This is a genomic window from Velocimicrobium porci (assembly GCF_009696045.1).
Lineage (GTDB): Bacteria > Bacillota > Clostridia > Lachnospirales > Lachnospiraceae > Velocimicrobium > Velocimicrobium porci.
Genome location: NZ_VUMT01000011.1, coordinates 71,544 through 84,736, shown reverse-complemented (window position 1 = coordinate 84,736; position 13,193 = coordinate 71,544). Strand labels below are relative to the sequence as shown.

General features: G+C 34.2%; 9 protein-coding genes. 1 reads left to right on the top strand and 8 read right to left on the bottom strand.

What is annotated here, in order from left to right; translation table 11 throughout:
• Positions 1-129: 129 nt before the first annotated feature.
• The gene (gene clpB / locus FYJ58_RS08755; protein WP_154519357.1) at positions 130-2,715 is read left to right on the top strand and encodes an ATP-dependent chaperone ClpB; all 2,586 of its coding nucleotides are present in this window, start codon (positions 130-132) and stop codon (positions 2,713-2,715) included.
• Between the two features lie 87 nt (positions 2,716-2,802).
• Here the strand turns inward: clpB and FYJ58_RS08750 are convergent, their stop codons facing one another.
• The 8 genes from FYJ58_RS08750 to murC form a co-directional block, all read right to left on the bottom strand.
• Positions 2,803-3,792 (bottom strand): DHH family phosphoesterase, encoded by a 990-nt coding sequence (locus FYJ58_RS08750; RefSeq protein ID WP_205839209.1) that lies wholly within the window; start codon positions 3,790-3,792, stop codon positions 2,803-2,805.
• Between the two features lie 655 nt (positions 3,793-4,447).
• Positions 4,448-4,990 (bottom strand): NADH peroxidase, encoded by a 543-nt coding sequence (locus FYJ58_RS08745; protein WP_154519355.1) that lies wholly within the window; start codon positions 4,988-4,990, stop codon positions 4,448-4,450.
• A 132-nt stretch (positions 4,991-5,122) separates the two neighbouring features.
• Complete coding sequence (locus FYJ58_RS08740; RefSeq protein WP_154519354.1) at positions 5,123-5,515, bottom strand: Fur family transcriptional regulator; 393 nt, start codon at positions 5,513-5,515, stop codon at positions 5,123-5,125.
• A gap of 160 nt (positions 5,516-5,675) precedes the next feature.
• Entirely contained in the window at positions 5,676-7,712 is a 2,037-nt protein-coding gene (locus FYJ58_RS08735) for a methyl-accepting chemotaxis protein (protein ID WP_205839208.1), read from the bottom strand.
• Between the two features lie 383 nt (positions 7,713-8,095).
• A complete protein-coding gene (locus FYJ58_RS08730) occupies positions 8,096-9,268 on the bottom strand; it encodes a ribose-phosphate pyrophosphokinase (protein ID WP_154519352.1) in 1,173 nt (390 codons plus the stop codon).
• An 82-nt stretch (positions 9,269-9,350) separates the two neighbouring features.
• Positions 9,351-10,346, bottom strand: coding sequence for an ATP-binding protein (locus FYJ58_RS08725; RefSeq protein ID WP_154519351.1), 996 nt, complete (start codon positions 10,344-10,346; stop codon positions 9,351-9,353).
• A gap of 14 nt (positions 10,347-10,360) precedes the next feature.
• Entirely contained in the window at positions 10,361-11,473 is a 1,113-nt protein-coding gene (locus tag FYJ58_RS08720) for a DnaD domain protein (RefSeq protein WP_154519350.1), read from the bottom strand.
• 244 nt (positions 11,474-11,717) lie between these two features.
• The gene (gene murC, locus FYJ58_RS08715; RefSeq protein WP_154519349.1) at positions 11,718-13,100 is read right to left on the bottom strand and encodes a UDP-N-acetylmuramate--L-alanine ligase; all 1,383 of its coding nucleotides are present in this window, start codon (positions 13,098-13,100) and stop codon (positions 11,718-11,720) included.
• Positions 13,101-13,193 lie beyond the last annotated feature (93 nt).

Genomic DNA, 13,193 nt, shown 5'->3' with positions numbered 1-13,193 from the left:
TTAAAAAACTAATTGACAGCATTAGTTATATGTGTTATATTTGATATAGAACAGATAAGATGCAAAATTTAGCAACTGATGATAAATTTGAAAAAGATGAAAATAAAGAAGCAATAAGGAGGAGTGAACATGAATATCAATCGTTTTACACAGAAATCAATGGAAGCAGTCAATAACTGTGAGAAGATTGCATATGACAATGGACATCAGGAACTTGCACAGGAACATTTGTTATATAGTCTTTTGACCATAGAAGACAGCCTGATTTACAAATTGATTCAGAAGATGGAGATTGAGCCGGAAGTGTTTATCGCACAGATTCAAGGGTTGCTGAATAAACGACCAAAGGTTTCCGGTGGTCAGATTTATGTTGGAAATGATTTGAACAAGGTTCTTATTTATGCTGAAAATGAAGCAAAGCAGATGGGTGATGAGTATGTATCTGTAGAGCACTTATTTTTAAGTATGATAAAACAACCAAGCAGAGAAGTAAAGGAGCTGTTTAAGGATTTCCGAATTACAAGAGAACGGTTTTTACAAGCACTATCAACGGTAAGAGGCAATCAAAAAGTAACGAGTGATAATCCAGAAGCAACTTATGATACATTAGAAAAGTATGGATATGATTTAGTAGAGCGGGCCAGAAATCAAAAGTTGGACCCTGTAATTGGACGAGATGCTGAGATTCGTAATATTATTCGAATTTTATCAAGAAAGGCAAAAAATAATCCGGTATTAATTGGAGAACCCGGTGTTGGTAAAACGGCGGCAGTTGAAGGTTTGGCGCAACGTATTGTCAGAGGAGATGTTCCAGAAGGATTAAAGGATAAGAAATTATTTGCACTTGATATGGGTAATTTAGTTGCAGGAGCAAAATATAGAGGTGAATTTGAAGAACGTCTAAAAGCGGTACTAGAAGAAGTAAAGAAAAGTGAAGGTCAGATTATTCTGTTCATTGATGAACTTCATACCATTGTTGGAGCCGGTAAAACAGAAGGTTCTATGGATGCAGGAAATATGTTGAAACCAATGCTTGCCAGAGGTGAACTTCACTGTATCGGTGCAACTACACTAAATGAATATCGCATGTATATTGAAAAAGATGCTGCGTTGGAGAGAAGATTTCAGCCGGTTATGGTTGATGAACCAACAGTAGAGGATACGATTTCAATTCTTCGTGGATTGAAAGATAGATACGAAGTCTTTCATGGGGTAAAAATTACAGACTCTGCATTAGTATCAGCTGCAACGCTTTCAAATCGTTATATTTCTGACCGATTTTTACCGGATAAGGCAATTGACTTAGTTGATGAGGCTTGTGCCTTAATTAAGACAGAATTGGACTCAATGCCTACAGAATTAGATGAGGTTCAAAGAAAGATTATGCAGTTAGAAATCGAAGAAGCAGCCTTAAAGAAAGAAACAGATCGTCTTAGCCAGGAGAGACTAGAGGCATTACAAAAAGAATTGGCAGAATTAAGAGAAAACTTTGCCGATTCAAAGGCAAAATGGGATAATGAAAAAGCTTCGGTAGAAAAGGTGCAGCATTTAAAAGAAGAGTTAGAAGCATTGAATAACGAGATAGAAATGGCACAGAGAAATTATGATTTAAATAAAGCTGCTGAACTTCAATATGGAAAACTTCCTGCCCTAAAGAAACAATTAGAACAAGAAGAGGAAAAAGTTAAAAATCAAGAAAGAGAATTAGTTCATGAAAGTGTAACGGAAGAAGAAATTGCTAAAATTATTTCCAGATGGACAGGAATTCCGGTTGCAAAATTAACGGAAAGTGAAAGAAATAAAACACTTCATTTGGAAGAAGAATTGCACAAGAGAGTTGTTGGTCAAAACGAAGGTGTTACAAAAGTAACCGAAGCTATCTTACGTTCGAAAGCAGGTATTAAAGATCCTACGAAACCAATTGGTTCGTTTTTATTCTTAGGACCTACTGGTGTAGGAAAAACAGAATTGGCTAAAACATTGGCGGCGTCTTTATTTGATAATGAACAAAATATGGTTCGAATTGATATGAGTGAATATATGGAGAAATATTCAGTATCCAGATTAATTGGAGCACCTCCGGGATATGTAGGTTATGAGGAAGGCGGACAATTGACCGAGGCAGTTCGAAGAAAACCTTATTCTGTTGTTTTATTCGATGAAATTGAGAAAGCTCATCCGGATGTATTTAATGTATTATTGCAAGTATTAGATGATGGACGTATTACAGATTCACAGGGACGGACAGTTGACTTTAAAAATACAATTTTGATTATGACTTCCAATATTGGTTCTTCTTATTTATTAGATGGAATTAATGAAAATGGAGAAATTAAGAAAGAAGCAGAAGAACTGGTAATGAATGATTTACGAGGACATTTTAGACCGGAATTTTTAAACCGTTTAGATGAAATTATTCTCTTTAAACCATTGACAAAAGACAATATTAGTGGAATTGTAAATCTGCTGATGGAAGAGTTAAACAAACGTCTTGCAGACAGAGAATTAAAAGTAGAGTTGAGCAATGATGCAATGCAGCTAATAATTGATGAAGCTTATGATCCAGTATATGGTGCAAGACCATTAAAACGTTATTTACAAAAATATGTGGAAACATTGACTGCGAAATTAATCCTTGAGGATAAGGTAAAAGAGGGAGATATAATAGAAATTATTGCAGAGAATGGTGTATTGAAGGCAATCATAAAGGAATAGCGGTAATAAAAGAAGTAAAGCAGGTTCTTCAGAACCTGCTTTTCATTCAGAGAAATGGAAACAGCCTGAATGGAAAATAAAAAAATTCTATTTTTGATCATTTAAGATAGAATGTATCATTGCTACACATTTTTTTTCCAGTTTGGATGCGAGTAAAAATGCCTCCGCTTCTGATGAAATATTTGGAACAAACCCGGCTGCCATAATAGCATGTCCGCCTCCGTTTCCAAAACCATCTAATAATTCTTTAATAATTCTGGCAGAATCTAAGCAATCAATTTCACTTCGAACAGAAAATTTTAAACCACCCGCTCGATAAGAGTAAACCAGAACAAAGTGGACTTCGTTTAATGTAAGAAAGAAATCAGACAAAGTACCAATAATTGCTTCGGAACAGTTATTTCCCACATTTGCAAAACCAATCGAATCAACAATATGAAGATTTTCGATTGCTCTCACGTAGGAAGTTAAATCTGAGAGGGTAAGACTATTTGAATGTAATTTTCGCAAAATGGAAGGACTTGATACTTTATGTAGCTCACAAAAAATATTAGCATCCAAATTAGAAACTCCCCGCGTGAGATTAGCAGTATCCATTTTTAGTCCGTATAATAGTGTAGTAGCAACTTCTTGATTTATAGGAATTTTATTTTCTAAAAAATAATTAGCAATAATCGTGGAACAAGAACCGACATCACTTCGTATATCAAAAAAACGATAATTATTAGTAGTTTGTAACTTATGGTGGTCAATACAGGCAATTACAGTACCGACAAAATCATTTACATTCGTGTTGCCCTTTTGACAATCAACAAGGATAATTTCGTCCCCTGGTTTTAAATTTACATTACATTCGGAATGGACATCAATGTTAAGAAGTTCTATCATTTGTAAAGTATTGCATTTATCAATACATCCATTATAACAAATGACAGATTCAATCTGAAAATGCTTCAAAAGTACTTGCAATCCTTTGGCACTTGCAAGCGCATCAGGATCCGGGTAATTATGAGGTTGTATATACACAGGATTTGTGCGGATTTGTGCGATTAATTGCTGTAATTTTGTACTGCTCATAATAAATTGTAATTCCTTTCTCAGACTATCATAGTATTTTATAATATAAGTTCGTATCATCATCGTGTGTAGTATATCACATTTATTAAAAAAAATGTGACCAATCGAGAAAAATAGAAAATATTTCCCATGATTTTAACAGTAAGTATTTCACCATGCAGGATTTCTGACTATTTCAAAGCAAGTCTTTGAGATTCTGTTGGCGGAATTGCCCCAATTGTATGACTGGAAGCCGTTAAGTTACAGTTAAATGTATGAGCTAATCTATGTCGTAACACATTTTACGATTATGGCAGAAACAAATGATATATTACGGTAAGCGATAGGGGGGAGCAATTGTAGCCACATTGGGCATTGCTTTAGTAACGCTCATGAGAGGTGAAAGAGAAGAAAGAGGCTGTTAGACAGAAAATATCTAACAACCTCTTGTTTTATATTTTATGATATTGGGGTCAAAATATCTTTTGACCCCTGATACCTACGGATGACTGCGCACTTTGTGCTCCCGTCATCCTAAAAACATTCGAAATCTGCCCTATTCGGGCTACTTTCTCATGTTTTTGCGGGTCTCAAAGTCATGCTTTTCCATGTCAGCATGAAAAAGCATGACCTTTTGACCCTGGTATCATTTTATAGGATTATAATAGAGTTCTTTTTAACCAAAATATCTTTTTAACAGACCTTCAAATGCTTTTCCGTGTCTAGCTTCATCCCTAGCCATTTCATGTACTGTATCATGGATTGCGTCTAATCCTAATTCTTTTGCACGTTTAGCAAGGTCGAATTTACCAGCAGTAGCGCCATTTTCGGCTTCTACTCTCATTTCTAAATTTTTCTTTGTAGAGTCAGTTACAACTTCACCTAATAACTCAGCAAATTTAGCAGCATGTTCAGCTTCTTCATAAGCAGCTTTTTCCCAGTAAAGACCGATTTCAGGATAACCTTCTCTATGAGCAACTCTTGCCATAGCAAGATACATACCAACTTCAGAACATTCCCCGTTGAAGTTTGCTCTTAAATCTTCAATAATATCTTCTCTAACACCTTGAGCTACGCCTACTACATGCTCAGCTGCCCATGACTTTTCTCCGGATTGTTCTGTAAACTTGGAAGCTGGAGCATTACATTGTGGACATTTTTCTGGTGCAGATTCTCCCTCATAAACATAACCACATACTTGACATACAAACTTTTTCATATTTTTGTTCTCCTTTTCTTTTAATGATTTTATAGTAATAAATATTTCCTTTTAAAACAGTAATGATTACTGATATTGTTATTATAGTACTTAAACTTTAAAATGTCAACTGTGCTTTTAAAAAATAATAAATTATTTGGAACTATTTTTACAATTTGGGCATTTACCATAAAAATAAGTAGAACTTCCCTCAATAATACCATCAAAATTGGCACCGGCAATTATGTTAATATGAGAAATGGATTCCATTTCAAGGTCTAAAACTCTTCTACATTCAGTACAGATAAAATGATAGTGTTCATCCGTGTTATAATCAAAATGATCGGTACCATCTCCGCAGGAAAGTTTTTGAATTTCACCCTGTTCAACTAAAAGATTCAAATTACGATAAACAGTGCCAAGACTAATATTAGGATATTCTTTTCTAATATTATGATATATGACATCAGCAGTAGGATGTTCCTTTGTACCAGATAAATAATTGCGAATGGATTCCCGTTGACGACTAAATTTTATAACAGGCATATAAAATCCTCCTTATATAATAGTAATCATTCTTGTTATTATATTCTATCAATTTTTTGAAATAAAATCAATATAAAATTAATAAAGCAAACTATCATGAAGACGATGAGGAAGGTATGTTTATATGCCTGTTATTGTTTCAACAGAATGGAGCAGATACTTACAGTTTAAAATATTGCATATGCTTTTCCAGTTGATGGGCAGTGTCGGCTAATTGCTTTGAGTCAGTGGCAACTTGTTCACTGTGTTTTGTAAGCAACTTGGACTGTTCTGTTAAGTCTTCGCTTGTGTTTACAATTACTTCTGCACTTGCCGACTGTTCTTCTGTTACTGCAGCCATATTGGTAGCTACATCATCTACACGTGCAATTTCTTTAAAGATATCGCTCATTAATGCCTCTGTTTGATTGATGTTTTCATAAATTTCATGGAATGTAGTGCATGCATCTTCAATCTTAATAGAACTGGAGGTAATTTCATCTACACTTAAAGCAGTTTGCTGGATTGTTTGTTCCATTTTCTGATTGATTGTGTGAATCAAGGCGGAAATATTACCTACAGCTTCTGCACTGGTTTGTGCAAGTTGTCCAATTTCTTCTGCAACAACGGCAAATCCTCTTCCCGATTCTCCTGCTCTTGCAGCCTCAATTGCGGCATTTAGGGACAGCAAGTTAGTTTGAGATGCAATATCACCAATTAAATCTACAATCTTGTTGATTTCTTTTGTTGAGTTACCAACTTCATTCACTGTTTCATTTAATGAAGTAATGCTATTTTGAATATGTTCCATAGACTGTTGTGCTTTATTCATGTCTTCATACCCTTTACTTGCAATTTCAACAGTAGTTTGTATTTTATTATTTGCAATGTTGCCATGTTCCTTTGTAGAAGAGGCAACTGTAGCAAGCGAAGTAGCACTTTCTGCAATGTCATTAATTGAACCGGTTAGTTCATTTACTGTAGTATGCAGGTGTTCCATGGAATTAAATTGAGTTTCGGATAAGTTTAATAGTTCTTCTGACAAAGTATCGCTGTTTTGTGCCTGTTTTAACATGCTGGAGGAACTTTCTATAATTTCCTTTATCAGCCTTTGCATAACTTGGATAAAATGATTCATATGCGAACTGATTACAGATACTTCATCATGTCCTTTCACTTGTAACTGGCTGGAAAAATCACCATTTGTTGTATTTTGTATTACACCTGTAATGATATGGATTGGGTTGATAATCATTTGTATAATACGTTCAATTAGGATAATTACAACTAAAAGAATAATAATACAAACAATAATATAAGTTTTTGTAAGGTTTGATATGTTTTCAAGTAAAATGGATTTATCAATACAAGTTACAAGAATCCAAGGTGTATGTTCAACTTTTACGGAATTTACCATAATATCCGATTTACCATCTCTTAATGTTATAACATTAGAATTATTTGAAGATATATACGTTTCAATTTCTTGATAAAAGGTACCGTTATCATTAAGGGCAGTTGCAAGTTTATCTGTATCTTTATGGGCGATAATCTGATTTAAAGAAGTATCAACTAGAAAAGCATAGCCTTTTCCCATAATCTGAGCAGAAGAAATAGCATCCGTGATATCTTTTAAAAAGATATCTGCTGACATAACTGCTTTTTTGGAACCATTGTTTTTTAATAGTGCAGATGCACTGATGACATATTCCCCGGTATCTGAATCAATATATGTTTTTCCGAGTGTTGGTTCTTCGTGGGTTAAGCCTTCTTTGTACCAGTCACGTTCTGTAACCACATAGTCTGAATCAGGAACCCATCCGCTTCCATCAATGTAGTGACCATTATTATCTCCAACATAGACACCATTTGGTGCAAATGGATGAAGGGCAGGAGTCGTTTTTAAATATTCGAGAGCTTCTTTTTCTGAGGAAAAAGAAACATTATTTAAAGTATTTTGAACTGATTTTAGAGATGCTAAAAGTTCATTTATATCAGATTCAATTTGTTTTTCATAACGTTCAGTTTCAGAAACAAGAAGATTAGTGTCAGCTTCAAGAATTACTTTCTTTGATGTATTGGATATGACAAGTAAGATTGTAATAATGATAATTGTAACGATAGGTAGTATCGTACCAATTAACTTAGTTTTAATGCCAAATTTTTTCTTTATAATCTCTTGGGTTAGGACATCTTGGTTGTTTTTTTGGATTGACATATGTATCATTTCCTTTCTTACTAGTATAATATAATAAAATGTTGGGGTCAAAATATCTTTTGACCCCTGATACCTACGGATGACTACGCACTTTATGCTCCCGTCATCCTAAAAACATTCGAAATTCGCCCTGTTCGGGCTACTTTCTCATGTTTTTGCGGGTCTCAAAGTCATGCTTTTTCATGCCAGCATGAAAAGCATGTCCTTTTGACCATGGTATCATAATAATTTACTATGACATAGTTAGAAGAGATTGTCAATTGATAAAAGTACAGAAATTAGTAAGAAAATATAATAATAATTAACAAAAAGACCTTCAAATTAGAAAATTCTGTCAATCTTCTAATTTGAAGGCCCAAAAATTATTTATTGCTTATTATCTATTAACGTTGACCATATTTTTTCAAAATTGTTTGAATTCGTTCTGTTGGGCTTAAGAAGCTACTTATAGACTGGTCGTGATTTAAAGTGTCAATTAAAAGTGCAATGTATTTACTCATATCCGCACTAATATAATATTCTTTTGTTAACAATTCTTTTGGCTGGTATACAAGATTTGTAGTAATAACCCGATAAATTGTTCCATCTTCGTAGGCTTTATCAAACTTTTCCAATCCATTTGTAAATAAACCAAAAGTAGAAGCAATAAAAATTCTTCCTGCTTTGCGTTTCTTTAGTTCTCTTGCGACGTCAAGCATGCTTTCACCGGAGGAAATCATATCGTCGATAATTAACATATCTTTTCCCTCTACATTGCTTCCTAAAAATTCGTGTGCCACAATTGGATTGCGACCGTCAATAATTTGTGTATAGTCACGACGTTTGTAGAACATACCCATATCTACACCTAAGATATTTGCATAATATACAACCCGGTTCATTGCTCCTTCATCAGGACTGATAACCATTAGATGGTCTGCATCGAATTTAATATCAGGTATATTTTTTAATAATGCTTTGATAAACTGATAAGTTGGCTGAATTGTTTCAAAACTTTTTAGTGGAATTGCATTTTGAACTCGAGGATCGTGGGCATCAAATGTAATAATGCTTTCTACACCCATATTTGTTAATTCCTGAAGGGCTAAGGCACAGTCTAGCGACTCTCTGGCGCTGCGTTTGTGCTGTCTGCTTTCGTATAAGAATGGCATAATAACCGTAATGCGACGGGCTTTACCTCCCACTGCTGCGATAACTCTTTTTAAATCCTGATAGTGATCATCTGGGGACATGTGATTCGTTTGTCCACATACAGAATAAGTAAGACTGTGGTTACATACATCTAATAGTAAATACAAATCAGAACCACGAACAGATTCTTTTATGATACCTTTTGCTTCACCGGAACCGAATCTGGGACAGGAAGCTTCTACAAGGTAAGAATCTCTTTGATATCCTGCGAATGCTATCGTAGATTTGTGTTCATTTTCACGTTCTTTTCTCCATTCAACGATATAGTCATTCACCTTTTGTCCTAAGGACTTACTGCTTTCTAAAGCGATAATTCCTAATGTTCCTACTGGAATTGTGTTTCCTAAATTGTCTTGTGCTGGCATTCATTATTCCTCCGTATATAGGTTTGGTTATTATTGTTCAATATTTGTCCATTCTTTGTTATATCATTTCTATATTGGTTCGTCAAGGTGTAAACGCTTTTTTTAGTCGAATATCGTCACCTATTATCTTTAATAGACGATAATTACTAATAATTCTGGAGAAAACCCGTTCGCTGTACAGACGGCTTAAATCATCAAGTGACAGATTAGTAGAAATAATAGTTGATTTGTGACTTAGATGACGTTCATTAATACAATGATAGAGTTGGGAAGCAATGAAACTATTTACTGTTTCTGTTCCAAGATCGTCGATAATTAAAAGGTCACAATCAAAAATATATTGAAATTGATAATCGGCCTCTGTTTTTTCTTCAATCTGTCTACTGAATTTATGTTTTTCTAAAATGTCGAAGAGTTGGAATGAAGTTAAGTAAACGACGGTATGTGCAGAATCCAATAATTCCTTTGCGATGCAATTGGCAAGAAAGGTTTTTCCAACACCTGTATTTCCATATAATAAAATATTAGAGTATTCTTTATCAAAGTCTGTAATAAAATCTTGACATTCATGGACAATTTTAGTTATATTTGCTAAAGGAGTAAGTTTTGTCGTCGGTTCTACATAGTCATCAGAGTAGAAATCATAGCGAAACGTATGAAAATTTTCTTTGGATAATATTGTATCCAGATTCGCCTGCTGGTAGAGCAAGTCAACAATTGCCTGTTTAAAACAGTGGCATTTCTCACCCTCAATAAAACCGGTATCCTTACAATCCGGACAATTGTAGACTGGTGCAAGATAATTTCTTGGAAAACCATGCTGTTCTAATAAGGCGGTCTTTTTTTCTATTAATACTTTGTTTTTCATCGAAAGCTCATCTGTATGGGAGGTGCCTTCGATTAATGCTTGTTTCGCATATGTAATCCCATTTTTTACAATTTCCCGGTCGAGTTCTGCAAATTCAGGAATTTGTTTTATAACTTCTTCATAGCGCATAGTAAGCAAATGTTTATTTTGAAAACGCCGTTCATCATATTGTTGAAGAATTCGATTGTATTGAAAATTTTTTAGTGCCATAGTTAGTTCTCCCTTTATGAACGATGAAGTAATCTTTGTTCAATGTCTGCATAATCTTCTTTTGAATAATTTCTCTGTGGAAAGGCATTAAAGCCATTTGGACGAATGGATGGTGCAGGATTTGGATGAATGGAAGCTTTTGAATTTTTATTAATATTAAATTCTGTATCAAGCTTTGTAATATCATTCTTTTCTTTGACACCTTTATTGTACCAATTTTCAAGAATTTTATCCGTATATTTAAAATCAGCTTTTTGTGTGTTCAATATAGTGCGGTTACAGGCCTCAATAATGATTTCAATAGAAAATTTATACTTTGTTATCCATTTGTCAATGTATTGCTTTTCAATTGCACCGGGAGTACGGCTTAGCCCAAAGGCTTTGCTTACAGCACTATAATTAGCATTGTATAAGGCATTTGCCTCTTCTGCCTGCTCTACAGTGCATATATTTTGTTCTGCCCATGCAAGAGCAACTGCTTCTATATAAGAAGGATTCTTTTTTCCCTTTGAAATGCAATATTCGTAAAGATACATAATCAGTTCTCCACTAAACCCTACCGTGTCGTAAAGGTATAAGATTAATTGAATATCTTTTGGTTTTAATGTACGTTCTAAGTAAACTTCTATGATATTCATAAGCCATGTTACCTGCTCGTCATTTGCCAGCTTTTTAATCTGTTCATCCGTGTAAACAGGATGCTCAGGAGCTTTAAATGTATTTTGAGCGGTTGGTGAATCTGCAAACGGTTCCAAAGAGGATTGGGAAAGTACATTCTCTGATTGGATAGGTTCTAGTGGTTTTAATTCATTTAATGTAATAGAAATAATTGAGCCAGCTTCATTTTCTGTTAATTCAATAAGATGAACCTTTTCCCAATATTTTAATGCTCTTATAATATCTGCTTCTGTATTTTCAAGGCGGTCTGCCAGAAAAGAAATTGAAAATTCTTCTGGTTGTCCAGAAAGGCACCGAAGAAGATAAAGATATACTTTTACATAACTTCCATTGGCTGTTGGCATATAAGAATCAATAAAAATATTTGAAATTGTTGTGGAATTTGCATCTGCAATTGAATATAAATTAATTTTTCCCATAATAACCTCACTCATTTCTAATCCGTTCATTGTTACATTCTACTAGATTCCTAGTATAACACAGAAAAATTTTTCTGCAAATAGAAGATTTAGTAAGTGAGAGTTATCAACAAAAAATTGAAAAAATGTGGATAATGTGGATAACTAAGCGGATAGGAATGGAAAACCTTGATATTGTAGGGACAAGCAAAGTTATATTAAGAGGGAAAAAATAGAAAAAATCCACATTCTTATCAAAATAAAAAGTGGATAAGAATGTGGATAGTGTGGATAATTAGTTCCCAAGCAGGGATTCTCCTACAGCTACAATATCTCCTGCACCCATAGTTATCAACAAATCACCGTTAATACAATTTTCTAATAAAAAGTTTTCAATTTCGTCAAAAGAAGGAAAATAGTATACTTCTTTTCCTAATGTTTCTAATTCACGTTTTAGGTCTAAAGAGGAAATCTCTCCAGTGTCTGTTTCCCTTGCAGCATAGATATCTGCTAAAACAATTTTATCGGCTAGAGATAAAGCTTTTGCGAAATCTTTTAAAAATGCTTTTGTTCTTGAATAAGTATGTGGCTGAAATACACACCAGGTAGTTTTGCAGGAGATGTTCTTTACAGAAGACAACGTTGCTGCAATTTCAGTTGGATGGTGTGCATAGTCATCGATGATAGTTACTCCGCCGATTGTTCCTTTATATTGAAAACGACGGTCGGTTCCAAAAAAGCCGGAAAGCCCATTTTGGATTGTTTCGATTGAAATATGGAAATTAAGCCCAACCGCAATGGCTGCTAATGCGTTGGAGATATTATGAATTCCTACGACATTTAGCTCGATACGACCTTTATTTTCTTTATTTACAATAAGGTCAAAACTGCCGAATCCTTTTTCATTAAAGGAAATATTATCAGCATAGATGTTACAGCTTGGATTATCAATGCTATAAGTAACAACCTGACAAGAAAGTCCGTCTGTAATTTCTGAATAATTCGAAATGGAACCATTAATCACTAATAGACCAGATTCTGGTAGCCGTTCTGCAAACTTGTGGAATGAATTGCGGATATCGTTTAAATCTTTGAAAAAGTCTAAATGCTCTGCTTCAATATTAAGAATAATACCAATTGTTGGATTGAATTTTAAAAAGCTATTTGTATATTCGCAGGCTTCAGTAATGAAATTATCGGATTTACCAATTCTTATATTACCATCAATTGCCTTTAAAATTCCTCCGACAGAAATCGTTGGATCTAGGTTGGCAGCAAGCATGATATGGGAAATCATAGATGTTGTTGTGGTTTTTCCATGTGTACCCGACACAGCAATTGCGGATTTATAGTTTTTCATTACCTGACCAACCATTTCGGCACGATCCATCATAGGAATACCCATACTTACACATGCGGCATATTCTTCGTTGTCCGGATGAATTGCGGCTGTATATACAACAAGATCAATATCTTTTGTAATATTTGATGCTGCTTGTTCGTATATTATAGAAATACCAAGACTTTCTAAATGTTTTGTAATTTTGGTTTCTTTGGAATCAGAGCCGGTAATTGTAAAACCCATTGTATGTAACAGTTCAGCAAAACCGCTCATGCTAATTCCGCCAATACCCATAAAATGTACGTGAATTGGTTTATTAAAATCGATTTTATACATATTAAAAGACACATCCTATCATTGTTTTATATTGTTATTATAACCATTTCTATGAAAAAAACAAATAATAAATTTAAAAACTCCTTTTATTTA